Annotated in this window: 19 protein-coding genes; 6 read left to right on the plus strand and 13 right to left on the minus strand. The window is 64.1% G+C overall.

What is annotated here, in order from left to right; genetic code table 11:
* Nucleotides 1-17 precede the first annotated feature (17 nt).
* The 5 genes from GGD61_RS06630 to GGD61_RS06650 form a co-directional block, all read right to left on the minus strand.
* Nucleotides 18-749, minus strand: a complete 732-nt coding sequence (locus GGD61_RS06630; RefSeq protein WP_018321511.1) for an amino acid ABC transporter ATP-binding protein — start codon at nt 747-749, stop codon at nt 18-20.
* Nucleotides 750-761: 12 nt separating this feature from the next.
* Nucleotides 762-1,454 carry an amino acid ABC transporter permease gene (locus tag GGD61_RS06635; RefSeq protein WP_018321510.1) on the minus strand — a complete coding sequence of 231 codons (693 nt, stop codon included), beginning with the start codon at nt 1,452-1,454 and terminating at the stop codon, nt 762-764.
* Nucleotides 1,455-1,457: 3 nt separating this feature from the next.
* Nucleotides 1,458-2,189: an amino acid ABC transporter permease gene (locus GGD61_RS06640; RefSeq protein ID WP_018321509.1), complete on the minus strand. Its 732-nt coding sequence runs from the start codon at nt 2,187-2,189 to the stop codon at nt 1,458-1,460.
* 115 nt (nt 2,190-2,304) lie between these two features.
* Nucleotides 2,305-3,216, minus strand: a complete 912-nt coding sequence (locus GGD61_RS06645; protein ID WP_092255403.1) for an amino acid ABC transporter substrate-binding protein — start codon at nt 3,214-3,216, stop codon at nt 2,305-2,307.
* A gap of 101 nt (nt 3,217-3,317) precedes the next feature.
* On the minus strand, nt 3,318-4,703 hold the full coding sequence (locus tag GGD61_RS06650; protein ID WP_183230443.1) for a M20 family metallopeptidase: 1,386 nt from the start codon (nt 4,701-4,703) through the stop codon (nt 3,318-3,320).
* 274 nt (nt 4,704-4,977) lie between these two features.
* On the opposite strand from GGD61_RS06650, the gene GGD61_RS06655 reads away from it, so the two are divergent.
* Nucleotides 4,978-6,357, plus strand: coding sequence for an LLM class flavin-dependent oxidoreductase (locus GGD61_RS06655; RefSeq protein ID WP_092255409.1), 1,380 nt, complete (start codon nt 4,978-4,980; stop codon nt 6,355-6,357).
* A gap of 144 nt (nt 6,358-6,501) precedes the next feature.
* Here the strand turns inward: GGD61_RS06655 and GGD61_RS06660 are convergent, their stop codons facing one another.
* The 4 genes from GGD61_RS06660 to GGD61_RS06675 form a co-directional block, all read right to left on the minus strand.
* Nucleotides 6,502-8,163, minus strand: a complete 1,662-nt coding sequence (locus tag GGD61_RS06660; protein ID WP_183230444.1) for a thiamine pyrophosphate-binding protein — start codon at nt 8,161-8,163, stop codon at nt 6,502-6,504.
* Nucleotides 8,164-8,423: 260 nt separating this feature from the next.
* On the minus strand, nt 8,424-8,927 hold the full coding sequence (locus GGD61_RS06665; protein ID WP_092255415.1) for a GFA family protein: 504 nt from the start codon (nt 8,925-8,927) through the stop codon (nt 8,424-8,426).
* Between the two features lie 123 nt (nt 8,928-9,050).
* Nucleotides 9,051-10,178, minus strand: a complete 1,128-nt coding sequence (locus GGD61_RS06670; protein WP_092255417.1) for an alkene reductase — start codon at nt 10,176-10,178, stop codon at nt 9,051-9,053.
* Nucleotides 10,179-10,295: 117 nt separating this feature from the next.
* Nucleotides 10,296-11,792 carry an aldehyde dehydrogenase family protein gene (locus GGD61_RS06675; protein WP_018321502.1) on the minus strand — a complete coding sequence of 499 codons (1,497 nt, stop codon included), beginning with the start codon at nt 11,790-11,792 and terminating at the stop codon, nt 10,296-10,298.
* Between the two features lie 182 nt (nt 11,793-11,974).
* Here GGD61_RS06675 and GGD61_RS06680 point away from each other — a divergent pair, with 182 nt between their 5' ends.
* Nucleotides 11,975-12,820, plus strand: coding sequence for an SDR family NAD(P)-dependent oxidoreductase (locus tag GGD61_RS06680; RefSeq protein ID WP_092255420.1), 846 nt, complete (start codon nt 11,975-11,977; stop codon nt 12,818-12,820).
* Nucleotides 12,821-12,979: 159 nt separating this feature from the next.
* On the opposite strand, the gene GGD61_RS06685 is transcribed toward GGD61_RS06680, so the two are convergent.
* From GGD61_RS06685 to GGD61_RS06695, 3 genes are all read right to left on the minus strand, one after another.
* On the minus strand, nt 12,980-13,186 hold the full coding sequence (locus GGD61_RS06685; RefSeq protein ID WP_092255423.1) for a hypothetical protein: 207 nt from the start codon (nt 13,184-13,186) through the stop codon (nt 12,980-12,982).
* Between the two features lie 181 nt (nt 13,187-13,367).
* Nucleotides 13,368-13,643: a YiaA/YiaB family inner membrane protein gene (locus tag GGD61_RS06690; protein ID WP_018321499.1), complete on the minus strand. Its 276-nt coding sequence runs from the start codon at nt 13,641-13,643 to the stop codon at nt 13,368-13,370.
* Between the two features lie 40 nt (nt 13,644-13,683).
* Entirely contained in the window at nt 13,684-14,379 is a 696-nt protein-coding gene (locus GGD61_RS06695) for a PspA/IM30 family protein (RefSeq protein WP_092255426.1), read from the minus strand.
* Between the two features lie 103 nt (nt 14,380-14,482).
* Between GGD61_RS06695 and GGD61_RS06700 the strand changes: the two genes are divergently transcribed.
* The 3 genes from GGD61_RS06700 to GGD61_RS06710 all read left to right on the plus strand — a co-directional run bounded on the left by GGD61_RS06700 (nt 14,483) and on the right by GGD61_RS06710 (nt 18,305).
* Nucleotides 14,483-15,091 carry a TetR/AcrR family transcriptional regulator gene (locus GGD61_RS06700; RefSeq protein WP_092255429.1) on the plus strand — a complete coding sequence of 203 codons (609 nt, stop codon included), beginning with the start codon at nt 14,483-14,485 and terminating at the stop codon, nt 15,089-15,091.
* A gap of 169 nt (nt 15,092-15,260) precedes the next feature.
* On the plus strand, nt 15,261-16,532 hold the full coding sequence (locus GGD61_RS06705) for a DUF892 family protein (protein ID WP_092255432.1): 1,272 nt from the start codon (nt 15,261-15,263) through the stop codon (nt 16,530-16,532).
* A gap of 150 nt (nt 16,533-16,682) precedes the next feature.
* Nucleotides 16,683-18,305, plus strand: coding sequence for an ABC transporter substrate-binding protein (locus GGD61_RS06710; RefSeq protein ID WP_092255434.1), 1,623 nt, complete (start codon nt 16,683-16,685; stop codon nt 18,303-18,305).
* Here GGD61_RS06710 and GGD61_RS06715 read toward each other — a convergent pair.
* Nucleotides 18,302-19,645: a glycoside hydrolase family 3 protein gene (locus tag GGD61_RS06715; protein ID WP_183230445.1), complete on the minus strand. Its 1,344-nt coding sequence runs from the start codon at nt 19,643-19,645 to the stop codon at nt 18,302-18,304. The two genes, GGD61_RS06710 and GGD61_RS06715, sit on opposite strands and share 4 nt — an antisense overlap.
* Before the next feature lie 188 nt (nt 19,646-19,833).
* Between GGD61_RS06715 and GGD61_RS06720 the strand changes: the two genes are divergently transcribed.
* Nucleotides 19,834-21,342: a DUF4173 domain-containing protein gene (locus tag GGD61_RS06720; protein WP_177237067.1), complete on the plus strand. Its 1,509-nt coding sequence runs from the start codon at nt 19,834-19,836 to the stop codon at nt 21,340-21,342.
* The last annotated feature ends 9 nt before the right edge of the window (nt 21,343-21,351 follow it).

Genomic DNA, 21,351 nt, shown 5'->3' on the forward strand with positions numbered 1-21,351 from the left:
CCGGAATGACAGGGGAGCTAATGCGACAGAATCTTCGACAAGAACTTCTGCGCGCGGTCGCTGCGCGGCTGGCCGAAGAAATCGTCCTTCGCCGCGTCCTCGACGATCTCGCCGCGGTCCATGAAGATCACGCGATTGGCCACTTTGCGGGCAAACCCCATCTCGTGGGTGACGACCATCATGGTCATGCCCTCATGGGCGAGATCGACCATGACGTCGAGCACTTCGCTGACCATTTCGGGATCGAGTGCCGAGGTCGGCTCGTCGAACAGCATGACGATCGGGTCCATGGCAAGCGCGCGCGCGATTGCCACGCGCTGCTGCTGGCCGCCGGAAAGCTGCGCGGGAAATTTCTGTGCCTGTTCCTTCAGGCCGACGCGATCCAGCAGCATCATGCCCTTCGTCACCGCCTTGTCAGACGACCTGCCCAGCACCTTCTGCTGCGCGAGGCAGAGATTATCGATGATCTTGAGGTGCGGGAACAGCTCGAAGTGCTGGAACACCATGCCGACGCGCGAGCGCAGCTTGGGCAGATTGGTCTTGGGGTCGTTGACCTTGGTGCCGTCGACGCTGATGTCGCCGCTCTGGAACGGCTCCAGCGCATTGACGCACTTGATCAGCGTCGACTTGCCCGAGCCCGAGGGTCCGCAGACCACGACGACCTCGCCCTTGGTGACGCTGGTGGTGCAATCGGTCAGCACCTGGAAGCTCGGAGTGTACCATTTGTTGACGTGGCTGATTTCGATCATGACCGACACGCTCTATCGAATGATGGCGATGCGCGCCTGGAGGCGACGGACGCCGAAGGACGCGATACAGGAAATGGTGAAGTAGACGACGGCTGCGAACAGATACATTTCGACGAGACGCCCGTCGCGCTGCGCGACCTTGCTCGCCGCTCCCAGGAAGTCCGTGATCGAGAGGACATAGACCAGCGAGGTGTCCTGGAACAGCACGATGGTCTGCGTGATCAGGACCGGCAGCATGTTGCGGAAAGCTTGCGGCAACACGACGTAGCGCATGGTCTGGGCGTAGGTCAGCCCCAGCGCGCTGGCCGCGGCCGGCTGGCCGCGCGAGATCGACTGGATGCCGGCGCGCATGATCTCGGAGAAGTACGCCGCCTCGAACATGATGAAGGTGATGAGCGAGGATGCGAACGCGCCGACGCTGATGGGACGCGAGGCGCCGGTTAGCCACTGCCCGATATAGGGCACCAGGAAGTAGAACCAGAAGATCACCAGCACCAGCGGCAGCGAGCGCATGAAGTCGACATAGACCCCGGCGATCCGGCCGAGCAGCTTGAGGCCCGACAGGCGCATCAGGGCGAGCGCCGTGCCGAAGACGAGGCCACCGAGGGCTGCAAGGCCCGTCAGCGTCAGTGTGAACGTCATGCCCTCGTAGAACAGATAGGGCAGAGCGCGGCGGATGACGTCGAAATCGAGATTGCCGAACATCGCTTATTTCCCCGTGATGTAGCCGGGGATCGCGACCCAGCGTTCGAGGAAGCGCATCGCGGTCACCACGACGGCGTTGACGAGGAGATAGAGGATGGTCGCGGCGGTGAAGGCCTCGAACACCTGGAACGAGAATTCCTGCATCGAGCGCGCCTGTCCGGTCAGCTCCAGCAGGCCGATGGTGATCGCGACCGCCGTGTTCTTGATGGTGTTGAGGAACTCCGACGTCAGCGGCGGCAGGATGATGCGGAACGCCATCGGCAGCAGCACGTAGCGATAGCCCTGCACGGTGGTCAGACCCAGCGCGGTCGCCGCCATCTTCTGCCCGCGCGGCAGTGAGCCGATGCCGGCCTGCAGCTGCACGGCCACGCGCGCCGACATGAAGAAGCCGACGCCGATCGCCGCCGTCCAGAACGGCGCGTTCGGCAATTGCTTGAGCCAAATGCCGGCGGCCTTCGGCAGCAGCTCCGGCAGCACGAAGAACCACAGGAACAGCTGCACCAACAGCGGCATGTTGCGGAAGAATTCGACATAGGCGAAGCCGAACCAGTTCGCCCCCTTCGACGGCAGCGTGCGCATGACGCCGACGATCGAGCCGGTGATCAGCGCGATGACCCAGGCCAGCGCCGCGGTTTTCAGGGTCAGCGCCAGGCCCGACAGCAGCATGTCGAGATAGGTGCCCGTCCCCATCGGGTTCGGCTGGAAAAAGATTCCCCAGTTCCAGTTATAGTTCACGTGTCCCCCGCGCGAACGCGCCAGTCAGAGATATCCTGGCCGCCTATGCAAATGTCCGGCCACCCCTGTGTCAAGAGTGGCCGGACATGATCCCGATCGAAAGATCGAGGTTATCTTACTTATAGTCGTCCGGGTTCGGCGAGTCCGTCGGCTTGGCGAACTCGTTCTTCAGCTCGGCCGAGATCGGCGTGTTGAGGTTCAGGCCCTTCGGCGGGATCTTGGCGGTGAACCACTTGTCATAGATCTTCTGGGCCTCGCCGGACGTATAGAGCGCCGCGGTCGCCGCATCGACCACCTTCTTGAAGGCGGCATCGTCCTTGCGCAGCATGATGCCGTAGGGCTCCGGCTTGGAGAATGCGTCCTTGGAGATGACGTAGTCAGCCGGCGACTTCGAGCCGGCGACGAGGCTGGCGAGCAGGATGTCGTCCATCACGAAGGCAACCGCGCGGTCGGTCTCGACCATCAGGAAGGCTTCGGCGTGGTCCTTGGCCGGAATGATGTTGGCGCCGAGCTTTTTCTCGACGTTGGCCTCGGTCAGCTGCTTGATGTTGGTGGTTCCCGCGGTCGAGACCACGGTCTTGCCCTTGAGGTCTTCGATCGACTTCAGGCCGCTCGACTTCTTGAAGACGTAGCGGCTCGCGGTCAGGTAGTGGGTGTTGGTGAAGGCAACCTGCTTCTGGCGCTCGGCATTGTTGGTGGTCGAGCCGCATTCGAGGTCGATGGTGCCGTTCGCCATCAGCGGGATACGGGTCGCCGACGTCACCGGGTTGAGCTTGACCTCGAGCTTGTCGAGCTTGAGCTCCTTCTTCACGGCGTCGACGATCTTGTAGCAGATGTCCATCGCAAATCCGACGGGCTTCTGATTGTCGTCGAGATAGGAGAAGGGGATCGAGGAGTCGCGGAAGCCCAGCGTGATGGCGCCGGTGTCCTTGATGTTCTTCAGCGTGCCTGTCAGCTCCTGGGCCCCGGCCTGGCTGACGGCGAAGGTCGCGGCGAGCGCGAGCCCAATGCTACGGAAATGTTTCACTTTTTTGGTCCCCTTTCAGGATGATGCGGCCCGGATGCAAGCACAGATTGGGCCGGATTAGAATGTGACTTTCGGCTGGCTTGCGGCAGAGGTTAATGGGCTCAGGTCAGCGGCTTGGGCAATTCCCCGAGATCCCAGAACAGGCCGGCCATCACCGTCAAGGCTTCTTCCGTCAATGGCAGCAGGATGTGCTCATTGGGCGCATGCTGGGAGCAGCCGGGATAGGAGTGCGGGACCCAGATCGTCGGCAGACCCAGGATCTCGGAGAATACGTCGTTGGGCAGCGAGCCGCCGAAGTTCGGCAGCACCGCCGGCGGCTTGCCGGTGGTCTCTTTCACCGAATCCGCCGCCCAATTGATCCAGGGGCTGTCGAAATCGGTGCGCGATGCAGCAAAGCTCTGCGCCGCCCGCACCTCGACCATCGAAAAGCCCTTCTGGACAAGATGCGCGCGGATCGCCTCGATCAGGCCGCCGACCTCGGTGCCGACCACGAAACGCAGTTGCAGCACGGCATTGGCATGGCCCGGAATGGCGTTGGCCGGCTTCTCGATATTGCCGGATGACATCGCCAGCACTTCCAGCGTGTTCCAGGCGTAAAGCCGCTCGGCGGCCGACAGCCCCTCCTCGCCCCAGTTCTCGGCAAGCGCCGGCTCGTCCTCGGTCGGCACCACCTGTACGTCGGCAAGATAGCTGCGGATCTGGTTGCTGAGGCGCGGCGGTTTCAGGGCGTCGAGCTGCAGGCGGCCATGGCCGTCGACCAGCGTCGAGATCGCATTCACCAGAATGGTCGCGGGGTTGGCGAGCACGCCGCCCCAATTGCCGGAATGGTGGCCGCCATCGCGCAGGTTCACATCCAGATGAATGCGGATGCCGCCGCGGCATCCCAGGAACAGCGTCGGGCGGTCGGCGGACAGGCGCGGCCCGTCGGAGGCCATGAACAGGTCGGCCTTGAGCGCGTCGCGATTGAGGTCGCACACCTTGCCCAGATCGGGTGAGCCGATCTCCTCGCCCATCTCGACGATGAACTTGGCGTTGAAGCCGAGCTTGCCGCCACGGGCGTCGCGCACCGCGCGGAGTGCCGCCATGTTGATGCTGTGCTGGCCCTTGTTGTCGGCGGTGCCGCGGCCATAGAGCCGCGTGCCCGCAACCGTCGTGCGCCAGGGATCGCGGCCCTCGCGCCACTCGCCCTCCATGCCGTCGACGACGTCGCCATGGCCGTAGATCAGCACGGTGGGCGCTGAGGCGTTTTCGTGATGCTCGGCGAACAGGAACGGCGACTTGCCACTGGGGGACTCGACGATGCGGCTGGTAAAATCCAGCGCGGCAAACGCCGGCTGCATCTCCTGTTCCAGATAGGCGCGCAGCTCGGCGCCGCGCGAGGGATTCTGGCTTTCGGTCTTGAAGGCGACGCGGCGGTCGAGTTCAGCGAGGAACGCACCGGATTTGAAATCCTCACGGGCGCGGGCGATGGCGTCGGCTCTGGTCATGACTTGCTTTTCGAGACTTTGAGACAAAGGACACTACCCGAGACAGGTGGCCCTTCGAAAGTGGCGGGGACGTCGATAGTTCTTGGAGTTCTCTTGAACTTCTCTTGTAGTTCTCTTGGGAATTCGTTCTTGCTCTCTTGAGACTGGCTTGCCAAGGGCGGCAGCCCGCTGATTTTGGCCTTGCCAAGCGCAGGTTATATGCAAGAACTTCGCCAAGTTCGGGCGCACATCTACCATTCGAAGAGCGCTCAGTATAGAGCGCCGGGGAACGATCATGGCCAAGCAGATCAGGCTCAATGCCTTTGCGATGAATTGCGTCGCGCACCAGTCGCCGGGCCTGTGGACTCATCCACGCGACCGCACCGCCGAGTATAACCGCCTGCCCTACTGGATCGATCTTGCCAGGACACTGGAGCGCGGCCGTTTCGACGGGCTGTTCCTGGCCGACGTGCTCGGCGTCTACGACGTCTACGGCAACAGTCCTGACGCTGCCTTGCGCAACGCAGCACAGACGCCGTCGAACGAGCCGCTGCTGCTGCTCTCGGCGATGGCCGCGGTGACGAAAGACCTCGGCTTCGGCGTCACCAGCAATCTGTCGTTCGAGCCGCCCTATCCGTTCGCGCGGCGGATGTCGACGCTGGACCATCTCACCGAGGGCCGGATCGGCTGGAACGTCGTCACCGGCTATCTCGACAGTGCCGCGCGTGGCGCCGGCAAGGACAAGCAGACCGGGCATGACGACCGCTACGACATCGCGGACGAATATATGGAGGTGGTCTACAAGCTCTGGGAAGGGAGCTGGGAGGACGACGCCGTGCTACGCGACCGCAAGCGCGGCATCTTCACCGATCCCAGCAAGGTTCACCGCATCAATCACGAGAGCGCGAACTACCGCATCAACAACACCATCCATCTCAGCGAGCCCTCGCCCCAGCGCACGCCGGTCCTGTACCAGGCCGGCACCTCGCCGCGCGGCCGGCAGTTCGCGGCCAAGCATGCCGAATGCGTGTTCATGTCGGGACCGTCGGCCAAGATCATCGGGCCGCGTGTCGCCGCGATCCGCCAGGAGGCCGCCGCGGTCGGCCGCGATCCGGCTGAGATCCTGATGTTCAACATGATGACGATCATCCTCGGCAACACGGAAGCAGAGGCTGCGGCGAAATATGCCGACTACCGGTCGCATATCAACCCGGAAGGCGCGCTGGCCCTGATGTCGGGCTGGACCGGCATCGACTTCTCCGGCTACGAGCTCGACCAGCAGGTCCGTCACGTCCAGAACGATGCCGGTCGCAGCGCACTCGACAACGTCACCCGCGGCGATCCGGACCGCGTCTGGACCGTGCGCGACGTCATCGAGCATGTCGGCATCGGCGGCGCCGGCCCTGTCGTGGTCGGCACGCCGGAGATGGTCGCGGACAAGATCGAGGACTGGTTCGAGAAGACCGACGTCGACGGCCTCAACGTCGCGTTTGCGATCTCGCCCGGCGATTTCGAGGATATTGCCGACATGCTGGTGCCGGAGCTGACGCGGCGCGGACGGTACAAGTCGGAATACGCCAAGGGCACGCTGCGGGAGAAGCTGTTCGGCGCCGGCCGCGCAAGGCTCGATGCGCCGCATCCGGCGGCCGGATATAGGGTGGGGAGGAAGGGGTAGTTGCCACGTCCTAGGTGTCGTCCCCGCGAACGCCGGGACCCATAACCCCAGGGAGTGGTTTGGCGAAGACTCCTTGTTCGGGATTAGCTCTGTCCGCAATCGATAGATCGCGCGGTGGGTCCCGGCGTTCGGAAGCAGCCTGCCCTACACCTTCCCGTCCACCATCACCTCGATCAGCTTCGTCCCCGGCCGATTGAACGCCGATGCCAGCGTCGCCTTCAGCTCGCGGGGATCGCTGACCTTGATCACCTCGCAGCCGAGCGCCTTGGCGACGCCGGCGAAATCCACGGGCGGATCGACGAAATCCATGCCGACATAATTGTCGTCGCCGTGGAAAGCGAGCAGGCGCTGCTTGATGATGCGGTAGCCACCATTGTTGACGATGACGACGTTGAGCGGCAGCTTGTGATGCGCCGCGGTCCATAGCGACTGGATCGAATACATCGCACTGCCATCGCCCGAGAAGCAGACGACCGGACGATCAGGATTGGCGATGCTAGCGCCGACCGAGGCCGGCAGGCCCCAGCCGATGCCGCCCGAGGCAAGACCGTGATAGCCGTAGCGATCGCGATGCGGCCGCAGCGCCGTCACTTGACGGCTGGAGGTGAGGCCTTCGTCGACCAGGATGGCATTGTCAGGCATGGCCTCGACCATTTGCAGCACCAGGAAGTCCGGATCGATTGGCGTGCGGCCAGCGCTCTTGCCGATCTGCTCGACCAGCGCCGCGCGGCGTGCGGTCCAGTTCTTCGGCGCGAGTTCGGCGAGACGCTGCTTGGCGCGGCTCGCCAGTGTCGCGCCACCCATCTCTTTCAGCACCGGGATCAGCGCGCGCAAGGTTTCCTTCAGATCCGCCTTCAGGGCGATCTCGACGCCATAATTCTTGGCGATCTCCCAATCGACGAGGCCGATCTGCACGACACCGAGACCATCCGGCAGCGCATCAACCTCGCTATAAACAGACATCCGCAACGGATCGCCGCCGAGCGCGATCAGGAGGTCGTATGGCGCAAGCGTATCGCGCGCGACCTTCTGCACGCGTGCCAGCGTGCCGACGAAGCTCGGGCTCTCCGACAGGAAGTGCGAGCCATAGGGCGTCGAGGACTGAAAGGCCGCCGCGCCGAGCAGTTCGGCAAGTTCGGCGGCCTCCTTCAGCGCATCGCTCTTGACCACCTCGTCCATGGTGACGATCACGGGGCGCTCCGCCCTGAGCAGGCGCGCAGCAAACGCCTTGAGCGCTTCGTCCGACGGTCTCGTCCGCGCGTCGATGCGGGTGGAGCGGCCGAGATCGATCCCGGCTTCGCTGTTCAGGATGTCGCCGGGCAGCGAGATGAACACCGGCCCCGTCGGCGGCGTCGTCGCAATCTTGGCGGCACGGCGCACGATGCGCGGCAGATCCTCCAGCCGCGTCACCTCCACCGCCCACTTCACCAGCGGCTCGGCCATGCGCACCAGCGGGCCATACAGCACTGGCTCCATCAGGCCATGGCCCTGCTCCTGCTGGCCGGCGGTCAGGATCATCGGCGTACCCGTGAACTGGGCGTTGTAGAGCGAGCCCATCGCGTTGCCGAGGCCGGGCGCGACATGGACGTTGCAGGCGACGAGCTTTCCCGAAGCGCGGCTATAGCCATCGGCGATCGCGACCACCAGACTCTCCTGCATCGCCATCACGTAGGTGAGGTCTGGATGGTCCTTCAGCGCATGCATGATCGGCAGCTCGGTGGTGCCGGGGTTGCCGAACAGATGCGTGATGCCCTCGTCCTTGAGCAGCGCGAGAAAGGCGGAGCGGCCGGTGATCTTGTTCTTCATGTTTCCTCCAGGAGCGGACGTTGCCGCAAGGACTGAAAGCATGATGGCCGAAGTCGCGGGAGGCGCGCAAGGAAGCGTGGTCATGGCTGCGTTGCATGGAAACCCCGCTCGTGTCCCGGACGCGACGCAGCGCGCAGCGGTGCGGCGCAGAGCCGGGACCCAGTTGCTCGCCGCATTCTCCGCCGTATGGGCCCCGGCTCAGCGGAGCGTCACTTCGTGCCGCACCGCTTCCGGGGCACGAGAGCGGAGTACGTTGCGCATTACATCTCCTCCCGCCCCAGCTCGAACGGATCCTCGCCACCCGCCCGCTTCTTCTTTTTCGAGCGCTGCCAGACCACGCCCGGAAAGCCTTTCAGCGGCACCAGCGGCTCGCCGGTATAGGCCCAATCCTGCAGCTCCTCGATCGCGATGTGATAGAGCGGCTGGCGGCCGGTGCGCTCCCTAAAGAGCGCACGCGGGATGTTGACCATGTGCGGACCGCGCGGACGTTCATAGGCGATCGGCGTCCCGCATTGCGAGCAGAAGCTGCGCGTGGTCCTGGTGGACTTGTCCTCGTAGCGCGTCAGAGCCGTCTTGCCTGACGTAATGCGAAACCGCTTCTTCCAGCTGCCGACATAGGTCGCGTACGCCGCGCCGTGAGCGCGGCGGCTGGAGGCGGAGTGATCGTGCCAGGCCCAGCGCGCAGGGATATCGATCTCGAAGGTGACCTTGCCGCAGAGGCATTGCCCGGTGGCGAGGCCTGCGGCGGCTGCGGCTTTGGCCATTTGTGTTTTCCCTGCTGTCATTCCGGGATGGTGCGAAGCACCAGACCCGGAATCTCGAGATTCTCCGGTGCGCAATTGCGCACCATAGTTCGATGCTACGCATCGCCCGGATGACGGAAGAGATCAGGCCGGCGTCAGCTCGTCATAAACAGGATAATCCGTGTACCCCTTCTCCTCGCCGCCGTAGAACGTCGCGCGGTTGTACGGGGTGATCGGATAGTCATGCTCCAGCCGCCGCGGCAGGTCGGGGTTGGAGATGAAGATGCGGCCGAAGGCAATGATGTCGGCGTGCCCCTCGGCGATCGCGGCATTGGCGGTCTCGCCGGTGAAGCCTCCGGCGGTCATCAGCACGCCGCTGTAGTGCGGACGGAACAGCACCATCGCGGAAGGCACGTTCTCCCAATGGACGTCGGCACGGCCGGCGCCGCTGGAGCGCGGCTCGATGAAGTGCAGATAGGCAAGGCCGAGCTTGTCGAGCGCCTTCACCACGTGTGTATAGAGCGGCATCGGGTCGGGCTCGCCGGAATCATTGGCGATGCCGTGGGGCGACAGCCGCACGGCGACGCGGTTGGCGCCCCAGACATCGATCGCGGCCTGCGTGACCTCGAGCAGCAGCCGCGCGCGGTTCTCGATTCCGCCGCCATATTGATCGGTGCGCTGGTTGCTGCGTGATTGCAGGAATTGCTCGAGCAGATAGCCGTTGGCACCGTGGATCTCGACGCCGTCGAATCCGGCCGCGAGCGCATTCTTCGCGCCTTGCCTGAAGGCCTCGACGATACCCTTGACCTCCTCGGTCTCCAGCGCTCGCGGCGTCTCATAGTCCGAGATCTTGCCGTCGGCCGTCATCGCCTTCATGCCCTCGGCCTTGATCGGGATCGCCGAAGCCGAAACCGGCAGCTCGCCGCCGTGGAAGGAGGAATGCGAGACGCGGCCGACATGCCAGAGTTGGAGGAAGATGATGCCGCCCTTGGCGTGCACCGCATCCGTCACCTTGCGCCAGCCGGCGATCTGCGTTTCCGAATAGATGCCGGGCGTCGCGGGATTACCGCGGCCATGCGAGAGCACCGGCGAGGCTTCGGCGATGATCAGGCCACCTTGCGTCGCACGCTGGCCGTAATATTCGGCGTTGAGCGGCCTCGGAGAAAAGCTCGCGCGCTCGGCCCGCATGCGTGTCAGCGGCGCCATCGCCACGCGATGCGCAAGCTTGTACGGCCCGACCTGCAACGGTCTAAACAACGCCTCGAATTTCATGCTGACCCCGAATTACTTTGGAAGGATGCGGATCATATAGCGAGGGGCGGCCCCCGGAAAAGGCGCCGCCCCACAAAAGCAGATATTCCCTCTCGCGGAAGGCGGAGAGCACAGGGGCTAGGCCGTCTTGACCCAGACGGCCTTCACGTTGAGATATTCCTCGACATGCTGCTTGCCGGACTCGCGGCCATAGCCGCTCATCTTGTAGCCGCCGAAGGGCACGGCCGGGTCCATGGCCTGGTAGCAGTTCACCCAGACCGAGCCGGCGCGCAGCGACTTTGCAACCGCATGCGCCTTGCTGACGTCGCGCGTCCACAGGCCCGAGCCGAGGCCGAAGGTGGTGTTGTTGGCGCGCTTGACCAGCTCGTCCATGTCCTTGAATGCGATCGCTGAGATGACGGGGCCAAAAATCTCCTCCTGCGCGATGCGCATGTTGTCCTGAACGCCCGCGAACACGGTCGGCGAGACGAAGAAGCCCTTCGACAATGCCCCCTCGGTGACGCGGCCCCCGCCGGCGAGCGCCTTCGCGCCTTCCTTCTGGCCGATGTCGAGATAGCCGGTGACGCGCTCGAGCTGCTGCTCGGACACCAGCGGGCCGATCTGCACATTGGGATCGAGACCGTTGCCGACCTGCAGCTTCTTGCCGAACTCGGCGACGCGGCCGACGAACTCCTCGTAGATCGACTGCTCGACGAACAAGCGCGTGCCGGCGCTGCAGATCTGCCCCGAATTGGCGAACACCGCCATCGCCGCACCCGGCACTGCGGCGTCGAGATCGGCGTCGGCGAACACGATGTCCGGCGACTTGCCGCCGAGCTCGAGCGAAACACGCTTGAGGTTACCGGCGGAGGCGCGGATGATCGACTGACCCGTGACGTGCGAGCCGGTGAAGGCGACCTTGTCGACGTCATGATGCGAGGCGAGCGCGGCGCCCGCGGTCTCGCCATAGCCGGGCACGACGTTGACGACGCCGGGCGGAATGCCGGCCTCCATCGCCAGCTCGGCGATACGCAGCGATGTCAGCGGCGCCTCTTCGGCGGGCTTGAGCACCACGGTGCAGCCGGTCGCGATCGCCGGGCCGATCTTCCAGATCGTCGCGGTCAGCGGGCCGTTCCAGGGAATGATGGCGCCGACGACACCGATCGGCTCCTTCAGCGTGTAGGAGAAGATTTCGCCGGGCAGCGAGTTCTCGATGGTCTCGCCGTGGATCGCCGTGGTCTGGCCGGCGTAATAACGCAGCATGCCGACGGCGCGCAGACGATAGGCCCGGGTGCGGCTGAGAGGCGCACCCATGTCGAGGGTGTCGAGCTGCGACAATTCGTCGAAATTCTTCTCGACGAGATCGGCGAGCTTGAGCAGCAGATTCTGCCGCTCGAACGGTTTCACTTTGCTCCAGGGGCCCTCGAAGGCGCGGCGGGCGGCGGCAACCGCACGATCGATGTCTTCCTTGTCGCCCTCGGCGACGGTGGCGAGCAATTCGCCGGTGGCAGGGTTGTGAGTCTCGAAGCGCTTGCCTGAGGCTGCGTCGACCCACTTCCCGTCGATCAGCATCTGCTTGTAGGACCCATTCGCGAACGGATGGCGCGTGATCGGAATAGCCTGCGACACAGCCATGGCTGCACTCCCTGTCAGGTGATTTATTGGTTCGATCTGGGCGGGATCGTTGGGATGAAGGATACAGCCGTGCCGGATAGGCGTAAAGGCAGCGCCGAACGAAGACCTCCCATGCCAACTTGTGCAGGGTCGGAGTGCTGCCATGTTATAACGCGACGAAGAGTCCTCCCCGGAGATGATCCATGCCACATCCCGCCATCGTCAAAGACAATGTCGCCGTGATCACAGGTGGCGCATCCGGAATCGGATTTGCGGCGGCCGCAGCGTTCGCGCGCGCCGGCATGAAGGTGTGTATCGCGGACGTGGACCAGAAGCGGCTGGCGGACGCTGCGACAAAACTGTCATCCGTCACGGTTGCCACGAACGTGATGACCTTCGCCGTCGATGTCAGCAGCGCGGAGAGCGTGACGGAACTGGAACACGCCGTGGCTGCGCAGTTCGGCGGAACGGACCTGCTCATGAATAATGCCGGCATCCAGCCGGGCAGCACGCTGTTCGGCGAACCCGACAATTGGCAGCGCATCATCGCCGTCAATATGTGGGGCATCATCAACGGCTCGCGCATCTTCGCGCCCAACATGATCGCACGCGGCAAGACCGGCCTCATCATCAACACCGGCTCGAAGCAGGGCATCACCACACCGCCGGGCGACCCCGCCTACAATGTCTCCAAGGCCGGCGTGAAGGCATTTACCGAAGCGCTTCAGCACGAGCTGCGCAACATGAGAGACTGTCGCGTCACGGCACATTTGCTTATTCCCGGCTTCGTCTTCACCGGCCTCACCGCGAAGGGGCGCACCGAAAAGCCGGACGGCGCGTGGACGCCGGAGCAAACGGTCGATTTCATGCTGGCGCGGCTGGAGGCGGGCGATTTCTACATCCTGTGCCCGGACAACGACGTGCCGCGCGCGCTCGACGAGAAGCGCATGCAATGGGCCGCCGGCGACATCGTCGAGAACCGCCCGCCGCTGTCGCGCTGGCACCCGGACTACGCGGACGCGTTCACCAGGTTCGTGGAAGGGAAATAACTGTCAGACCCTCATGGTGAGGAGCGCGCCCTTGCGCGCGTCTCGAACCATGCAGGCCCGGCTGCAACAGCCCGGCCTCGATCCTTCGAGACGCCCGCTTTCAGCGGGCTCCTCAGGATGAGGGTTGGAGTGTTCGCGGCGCGGTAAGTCGCAACCGCCCTACAGCGTCTCTTGCTGATGCCCGCAATTCTTGCAAGCGAACTTGACCCGGGTCTGGCCTTTTTCCGCCTGGATCCGGTTCGGCGCGCCGCACTTGCCGCAGACGGCCTCGATGCGGGTCGCGCCCTGCTTGACGACGATGGTCTTCTTTTCCATCGATTCGCGGATCAGGCGCTCGGCCTCCTCACGCAGCGATTGTTTCGACAAAGCTCGTCTCCGCCTCTGGAAAGCGCGAGAGCCATAACGCACCTGCGTTCGAAGTACAATGCGGGATGCGGATCGGAAGGCCCGATCAAAACGTCATTCCGGGTGGTCGCGGACGCGAGAGCCGCGGCGCGACGCTCCGCGGCTCTCTTGCTCGTGGTCCGATTGGCGCAAGGCACATTCTTCAAGCCGCCTTGGAAACCTCCATCAGCAGCCGTTCGGCCTTGGCATCCTCGATGCGGTTCACCAGCCGGCTGCTCTCGTGATTGTCGCGCACGGTCTTGGTCAGGGTGATGCAGGTCTGGATCAGCATCACGATGCCCATGGTGAGATAGCCCTTCATCCAGAGGTCGATCGGCAGGAAGAAGATGCCGATGGCAATGAGGAACGCGGAGGCTGCGAAGGACGCGTAAGTGAAGGTCACCCAGGCGCTGCTATGGGGTTGGCCGTTCTGGTTCATGATCGTCTCCTGTTGGTTCGAATGATGATGGGGTTGGGGATCAGGCAGTCGGCGCGCGCTTGGACTTCAACCGGACCAGCACGTCGTCCGCAGTCGTCTTCAGCCGGGGGCCAAAACCCTGCTCGGCGAGTCTCTCGGCGGTGGCGAGCGGACCGGTGGCCGCATCGAGCTCGACCAGCGCATCATCGGCCGCCTGGGCCTCCACCTGCCGCTCGCGCAGGCGCCGCAGGGTGCTCTCCGCCTCCGGCAGCGTGGATTCGTAAGGGCGTGCCGCCTCGATGCCGCTGCGGCGAAGCGAGCGCACCGCCTCCGAGGCGCGGGCGACGCGGCGGCCGCGATCGAGCTCGGTGATGCGGGCCTGCGCGGTTGCGACGTGTCGCTTCAGCCGGGCGATCTCGGTCGCGAACAAGGCGCGGGCCGTCATCGCCGCATCGCGGTCGGCCTCCAAGCCTGCGATGGCTTCGGCAGCGTCCCTGGCGAGATCCTCGCGGCCGCCGTCGAGCGCCGCAACCGCGCGCGTCTCGAGATCGGCAATGCGGGCGATCGTCGCCTCGAGCTTGCGGCCTTCCTGCTGATCCTGCGCGATGGCCAGGGCCAGCGTCCGCTTGCTGCGCTCGACGGCGGCTGCCGCATCCCGCATCTGCTGGTCGAGGATCAGAAGGGCAGTTCGGTCTTCCAGCTCTTCGCCGGCGGCGGCCACGCTGCCGCGGAAAAGTGTCACGACGGTCTTGAACATCTGTTGCTCCCTGTTATGAGCGTTGCTCACAGAACCTTTGTAGCAACAACCTTGAACATTGTTCAAGAGAAATTTGAGCAACGCTCAAGAATTTTGCCGACATATGTCTAAAGCCTTGGAACGTCGAGAGAAACTTCGATCCGCGCTCATCCTGGCGGCGGAACGGATGATCGCGGACCGTGGTTTGTCAGGGCTGAAAACCCGCGATCTCGCCCGCGAGATCGGCTGCGCCAATGGTGCGGTCTATAATCTCGTGGCCGACATGGACGAGCTGATCCTGCGTGTGGGGTCGCGCACGTTGCTCCGGCTCGACGAGGCGCTGAGCGTGGCGGAAGGCGCGGGCGTCCCCTCGCCGCAGGAGACCCTGGTCCGCATCGCCATCGCCTATTGCGATTTCGCGGCGGAAAATCTCCAGCTCTGGCGCGCGCTGTTCGAGCACCGCATGGAGGCCGACAAGGTCGTCCCCGACTGGTCCGTCGCGGATCAGATGCAGCTGTTCCGCCACATCTACCAGCCGCTGGCCGCGCTGTTTCCAAAGCGCGGCCAGGAGGAGCTCGGCATCACCGCGCGCAGCCTGTTCTCGGCGGTGCATGGCATGGTGGCGCTGGGGTTGGAGCAGAAGCTGGTCGCCGTGCCGCTACCGGCGCTGCGCAAGGAAATCGCAGGCCTCGTGCGCGCGATGATTGACGGACTGATCGCGCGGGCGCCGTAGAGCCGCGCAGCAGCGGGATCGTAGAGATCTCGCCTGCACCAACGAACGTGCATATGCGCTCCGCTTTACTTCCTCGCACAGCACCGGATCCGAATCTCGACGAGAGTAGGAACGAACATTCCGAGGGTCGGTTGACGCGCATAGTTTCCCTCAGAGCGCGAGCCCTCCCATGTATCATCACGTCAAAAAACTGATGTTCACCGTGCGTGTCGACGAACCCGATCCCCGCTTCGGCAATATGCTGCTCGAGCAGTTCGGCGGCGCCAACGGGGAACTCGCGGCCGCGATGCAATACTCGATTCAAGGTTTGAATTGCGAGGACCCCGACCGCAAGGATCTCTTGATGGATATCGGCACCGAAGAGCTCAGCCATCTCGAAGTCGTCGGTTGTCTCGCACGGATGCATCTTGCGCCTTCGAAGAACGACCGCCAGGCGGCGGAAGCCGATCCGCTGATTGCGATCGCCGGCGGCGGCGGCGTCAACCTGTTCAATTCGCAAGGCAATCCCTGGACCGCCGACTATCTCAAGATCACCGGCGAGCTCGACGTCGACCTCCGCAGCAACATCGCCGCCGAAGCGCGCGCGAAGATCGTCTATGAACGGCTGATCAATTTCTGCGACGACGCCGGCAGCAAGGACGCACTCCAGTTCCTGATGACGCGGGAGATCACTCATATGAAGGCGTTCGCGCGAGCGCTCGAAAGCCTGTCGAAGCCGGCCTTCAGCGTCGGCAGGATCGCGCCGACGCCCGGCCTGGTGAACCAGTACTTCAACGATTCCACCGGCAGCGGTGAGCACGGCGAAATCGACACCCGCGGTCCCTGGAACGAGGGTGAGGACTGGGTGTTCACGGAATCGCCCGCGCTGCAGTCCGCCGATCCCGGCGCCGGCACGCCGATCGTCACGGAGAGCTCACCGCCCGTCGACGAAGCCGGCCTGACCGATCTGCTGCTCCATGAACTGCGCGACATTCTCCATGCCGAGAAGCAGTTGACCAAGGCGCTTCCCAAGATGGCGCAGGCCGCCCGCTTCGACCAGTTGCGGGAATTGTTCGAGCAGCATCTGGCCGAGACCGAGAATCAGATCGAGCGCATCAACGAATGCTTCGAGCTGCTCGGCGAGAACGCTCGCGCCAAGCCTTGCAAGGGCATGATGGGCCTCATCGAGGAAGGCCAGGAGGTCATGAAGGAAGGCGAAGAACAAGAGGACGCAGCCGCCGACCTCGCACTGATTTCTGCGGCTCAACGCGTCGAACATTACGAGATGTCCGGCTATACCACCGCACGCAACCTGGCACAGCAGCTCCGGCATAGCGCAGTGGTCGCCCTGCTCTCCAAATCCCTCGCCGAAGAGGAAAACGCCGATCTCCTGCTCAATCAGGTCGCGCGATCGCTGATGTCGGTTGCGAAGATGCCTGCCGCTCTGGAGCAGGCCGAATAGGAAGCGCCTGGCGCAACGCACCGGCGCACTGAATGAAACCGCCTCGCGCCGTCGCGCGAGGCGGCCGGCCATGGATACGGTACGATCATTCGTGCCGGTGGCACACACCTTGCCTCTCGATACCGGACAATTGCCGGACAGGAGGCCCCCATGAGCAGTTCACCCTTCCATATCAGCCGCCGCAGCGTGGTGCTCGGCGGCGTGGGTGCCGCCGGCATCAGCGCCGTCGCGCCTTCCTTCGCCTGGGCGCGGGGCCGGAGCGAGACGCTGCTGGTGGTGCAGGAGCTGGGTCCGAACTCGCTGGACATGCAGGGCGTCGGCTCCAACCAGACCGTGAACGGGCTATCGTGGAATTGCTACGACCGCCTGCTCTCCTACGCCTCCAAGACGCTGCCGGACGGAACGCTGTCGTATGATCGCGAGAGGCTCGCGCCCGAACTCGCCGAGAGCTGGGAGGTCGCGGCCGACGGCATGTCCTGCACCTTCCGCCTGCGAAAAGATGCAAAATTCCACGACGGGACGCCGGTTACGGCCAAGGACGTGAAATGGTCGTTCGACCGCGCGGTGAAGGTCGGCGGCTTTCCGACCTTCCAGATGTCGGCGGGATCGCTGGAAAAGCCCGAGCAGTTCGTAGTCGTCGACGATCACACTTTCCGCATCGACTATGTCCGCAAGGACAAGATGCTGCTGTTCAACGTCGCCGTCGTGGTGCCGTTCATCATCAATTCCGAGCTGGCGAAGAAAAATGCGACGGTTGAAGACCCGTGGGCGCTGGCGTGGCTGAAGAACAACGAGGCCGGCGGCGGCGCCTACAGGATCGAGAGCTGGAAGCCCGGCAGCGAGACCGTGCTGGCGCGCTTCGACGACTGGAAGAGCGGACCGTTGCCGAAGATCAGGCGCGTGATCGCACGCGACGTTCCCTCCGGCGGCACGCGCCGCGCCATGCTGGAGCGAGGCGATGCGGACTTGTCGAGCGGCTTTGCGCCGCGCGATTTCGACCAGCTGATCAGGGAAGGCAAGGTCAGGGTGTCGGGCGTGCCGATCCCCAATGCGCTCTGGTACGTTGCTCTGAACACCGCAAAGCCGCCGTTCGACAACGCCAAGCTGCGCCAGGCCATCGCCTGGGCGATGCCGTATGAGCAGATCCAGAGCAGCGCGTTCTTCGGCCGCGCCGTTCCCATGTACGGCGGCGCCGCCGACGTTTCAAAGCCGGTTTGGCCGCAGCCGTTTCCCTATGTCACCGATCTCGACAAGGCCAAGGCGTTGATGAAGGAAGCCGGCTTCGCCTCTGGCCTGGAGACGACCTTGTCGCTCGACACAGGCACCGCGACCGTCGGCGAGCCGACCGCGATCCTGATCCAGGAGAACCTCGCCAAGATCGGGATCAAGGCGGGAATCGAAAAGACCCCCGGCGCAAACTGGCGGACGACGCTGAATAAAAAAGAGCTGCCGCTTGCGCTCAACCGTTTCAGCGGCTGGCTCGATTATCCCGAATATTACTTCTACTGGAATTTCCACGGCAACAACTCGATCTTCAACATCTCCTCCTACCAGAACAAGGAGATGGACGCGCTGATCGACAAGGCCCGCTTCACCGCGGACGCGGCCGAGTACGACCAGTGCGTGAAGGACTTCATCGCGCTCTGCATGCGCGACGTGCCGATCGTTCCGCTCAACCAGCCGATCCACGACGTCGCCATGCAGAAGGCCGTCACCGGCTACGAGTTCTGGTTTCACCGCGAGCCGGACTACCGTCAGTATGTGAAAAGCTAGTCCTGGCGGGCGAGGCTGATCGCGCCCGAGCCTACGAGTGCCTGCTCGATCGGAAATCCTCTTTCCAGACGCGTCGCGCTTGCGCGCAGCATCGCCGCATCGAGCCGGCCCTGCCGCCAGCCGTCCAGAGCGCAGGCGAAGACGCGGTAGAACTGCGTTCCGTCATAGGCGACCAGCAGCAGGTCGACGCCGGCATTGATCGCCTCGACCACGGCCTTGCAGACGTCGTTCTGGTAGATCGCCCCCATCACGAGGTCGTCGGTCATCACCATGCCCTGGTAGCCCCATTTGTCCCGGAGAATGCCATCGACGACGCGCTTGGAATGCGAGGCCGCACGGTCGGGATCGACCGCGGTCAGCGTGACATGGCCGACCATCAGCGCGCTACGCGAATGCGACAGCACCTCGCGGAACGGAAGCCAGTCGGTGGCTTCCAATTCCCCAACCGGTGTATCGAGATTGGCACTGAAATGATGCGTGTCGTTGCGCACGCGGCCGATGCCCGGAAAATGCTTGAGCGTGGCACCGACGCCGGATTCTTCCAGCCCGCGGACATAGGCACTTGCGATCGTGCTGACGACAGCAGGATCGGTTGCAATTGCGCGCTGGCCGATCAGCGTGTGGAAATCGAGACGGTTGCGCCTCGCCGGCGGCTTGAGGTCGAGCACCGGCGCGAGATTGAGGTTGACGCCAAGCGCACTGAGCTCGTGTCCGTGAATGCGGCCGAATTCTTCGGCTTTGGCTTGCTGGTCGTCGGGCGCCAGCCCGGTGAGCGTCGCCAGCGCCGGCACCTTGGTCAGCGGCGGGGCAAGATGCCCGACGATGCCGCCTTCCTGGTCGGCAGCGACGACCAGCGGCGGCAGGCCCGCCGCGCGCCGCTTGTCCTGAAGCGCCGAGATTTCGGCACGTAGCGCCGCAATCGTCCGGCCCCGGATGTTGTGCCGGGTCACGTAGACGCCGCCGATCAATCCCTGCTCGGCCAGCCGCGCGACCTCGGGAAACGAGGAATAGCCGACCATGAAATGAGGCCCGAGCTGTCGCGCCTCGGCGGCGCTTGCGCCGAGAACGTCGTGCTTGCGCAGCTCGAACTTCAGATGTGCCGCGGACATCAGGAGCGGCGACAAGCACCAGAGCGTGACGAGCAGCTTGCCCGCGATACTACGCCAGCGCCCGCGGCGCAGCAGGAGAACGACGATCGCGATGCTTGCGACGACAAGCGCGATGTTTCCGGCGCCGCGCAACGGGACCAGATAGGGATCGTTCTTGTTCGCGGCCGCGAATGCGACCACAGGCGCGGCAAGCCAGAGCAGGATGAGACCGATACCGCGGAGGAATTGCATGATGCATCACGCGCTGGGAGTGGCGATGCTTCGCACCTATCAAAGCGATTTGCGCTGGGCGAGAGGCAAAAGCGCGCCTGCACGAAAACTGCAAAAGACTCCTGAAACCGTGCAGACGATGATCCCGGCTTCTGCACAAGCACCGTTCAGACTTCGTGATGCCACCCATCACGAAAGGTCTTCTGGACATGACGAGCCTGGCTTCGACGATAGCAGCGGACCTCCAGCCGCTCAGGCATTCCTCCATTCCGGCCAAGCTCGGCCTCGCGCTGGTGCTGGCCGCACTGGCGGACTGGCTGTTCTATGGCCACCGGATCGGCCTATCGCTGGCCCTCTTTGCCGTCGCCACGGCTTGCGTGTCGGTGCTCTTCAATCACGCGGCCCTGAACCTGCGGCGCGCCCTGATCGCCACAGCCATTCTCATCGCCGGCCTCGCACCGGCCGTCGAGGAGCTCAACGCGATCTCGTTGCTGATCCTCGGCGCGGCTCTGCTTATCGCCCTGCTGCTGGCGACCAATCCGGAGACGACCGGGCTCGCCGACCGCGTCCGCGCGCTACGCAACTTCGTCCTGCTCGGCCCCTTCAGGTTCTTCCTCGATGCGCCTCAGGGGTTCAACGCGTCGGCGCTGACCCGCGGCATCGCGCGCTGGCTGCTCCCGGCAGCACTCAGCACGGTCTTCGTCGCGCTGTTCGCCGCGGCCAATCCGGTGATCGAGCAATGGGTGTCCCTGCTCAATCCGAAACTCATCCTCCAATATATCAGCATCCCGCGCGCACTGTTCTGGGCCTTGATGCTGGCGTTGGTCTGGCCGTTCATCCATGTGCGCTGGCGGCGCAAATCCATAGTCGCCACCGCCGTCGCGGACGGACCTGTGCCGCCGCCGCTCCCGCCGCTGGTCTCGGCGGAGTTTCTTGGCCCCTCCACCATCCTGCGCTCGTTGATCCTGTTCAACCTGCTGTTCGCGGCGCAGTCCATTCTCGACGGCATCTATCTCTGGGGCCATATGGCGCTGCCGGACAATCTGACCTATGCGGGCTATGCGCATCGCGGCGCCTATCCGCTGATCGTGACCGCCCTGCTCGCGGCGGCTTTCGTGCTTGTTGCGATGCGCCCGGGCGGGCCGGCTGAGAAATCGCCAGTGATCCGCCCGCTGGTCTATCTCTGGGTCGGGCAAAACGTGCTTCTCGTCGCCTCCTCCATCCTTCGCCTCAACCTCTACGTCGACATCTACATGCTGACCTACTGGCGGATCGCGGCCTTCATCTGGATGGGGCTGGTCGCGCTCGGACTGGTCCTGATCGTGACCCGCATCGCCCTCAACCGGTCCAACCAATGGCTCGTGGGCGTCAATCTGATCGCGCTCGCGATCGTGCTCTATGGCTGCTCACTCGTGAACTTCGATGCCTTCATTGCCGACTACAATGTCAGCCACAGCCGGGAAGCATCGGGCAACGGCGTGCAGATCGACATCGACTATCTCCTGACGCTCGGACCGCAGGCACTCCCCGCCATCGACAGGGCCATCGCACTTCGGCCCGGCGCCAGCGAGAGCTGTCTTGTGTCGCGACGCGACCGCCTTGTAGAACAGCAGCGTCAGGATCTGGCCTGGCGGAGCTGGGGCTTTCGGAGCTGGCGACTGCAGCGCAGGCTGGACGCGCAGGCGAAAGATCAGACCGGCAGCCGGCCGGCAGGGTGAGCGGAGACT

The sequence above is a fragment of the Bradyrhizobium sp. SBR1B genome, assembly GCF_014198205.1.
Taxonomy (GTDB): Bacteria; Pseudomonadota; Alphaproteobacteria; order Rhizobiales; family Xanthobacteraceae; genus Bradyrhizobium.

Coding starts and splice junctions, on each gene's coding strand:
- GGD61_RS06630 (WP_018321511.1), bottom strand. CDS start 749: ATGATCGAAATCAGCCACGTCAACAAATGGTACACTCCGAGCTTCCAG.
- GGD61_RS06635 (WP_018321510.1), bottom strand. CDS start 1,454: ATGTTCGGCAATCTCGATTTCGACGTCATCCGCCGCGCTCTGCCCTAT.
- GGD61_RS06650 (WP_183230443.1), bottom strand. CDS start 4,703: ATGACCAGAGCCGACGCCATCGCCCGCGCCCGTGAGGATTTCAAATCC.
- GGD61_RS06655 (WP_092255409.1), top strand. CDS start 4,978: ATGGCCAAGCAGATCAGGCTCAATGCCTTTGCGATGAATTGCGTCGCG.
- GGD61_RS06660 (WP_183230444.1), bottom strand. CDS start 8,163: ATGAAGAACAAGATCACCGGCCGCTCCGCCTTTCTCGCGCTGCTCAAG.
- GGD61_RS06665 (WP_092255415.1), bottom strand. CDS start 8,927: ATGGCCAAAGCCGCAGCCGCCGCAGGCCTCGCCACCGGGCAATGCCTC.
- GGD61_RS06670 (WP_092255417.1), bottom strand. CDS start 10,178: ATGAAATTCGAGGCGTTGTTTAGACCGTTGCAGGTCGGGCCGTACAAG.
- GGD61_RS06675 (WP_018321502.1), bottom strand. CDS start 11,792: ATGGCTGTGTCGCAGGCTATTCCGATCACGCGCCATCCGTTCGCGAAT.
- GGD61_RS06680 (WP_092255420.1), top strand. CDS start 11,975: ATGCCACATCCCGCCATCGTCAAAGACAATGTCGCCGTGATCACAGGT.
- GGD61_RS06690 (WP_018321499.1), bottom strand. CDS start 13,643: ATGAACCAGAACGGCCAACCCCATAGCAGCGCCTGGGTGACCTTCACT.
- GGD61_RS06695 (WP_092255426.1), bottom strand. CDS start 14,379: ATGTTCAAGACCGTCGTGACACTTTTCCGCGGCAGCGTGGCCGCCGCC.
- GGD61_RS06700 (WP_092255429.1), top strand. CDS start 14,483: ATGTCTAAAGCCTTGGAACGTCGAGAGAAACTTCGATCCGCGCTCATC.
- GGD61_RS06705 (WP_092255432.1), top strand. CDS start 15,261: ATGTATCATCACGTCAAAAAACTGATGTTCACCGTGCGTGTCGACGAA.
- GGD61_RS06710 (WP_092255434.1), top strand. CDS start 16,683: ATGAGCAGTTCACCCTTCCATATCAGCCGCCGCAGCGTGGTGCTCGGC.
- GGD61_RS06715 (WP_183230445.1), bottom strand. CDS start 19,645: ATGCAATTCCTCCGCGGTATCGGTCTCATCCTGCTCTGGCTTGCCGCG.
- GGD61_RS06720 (WP_177237067.1), top strand. CDS start 19,834: ATGACGAGCCTGGCTTCGACGATAGCAGCGGACCTCCAGCCGCTCAGG.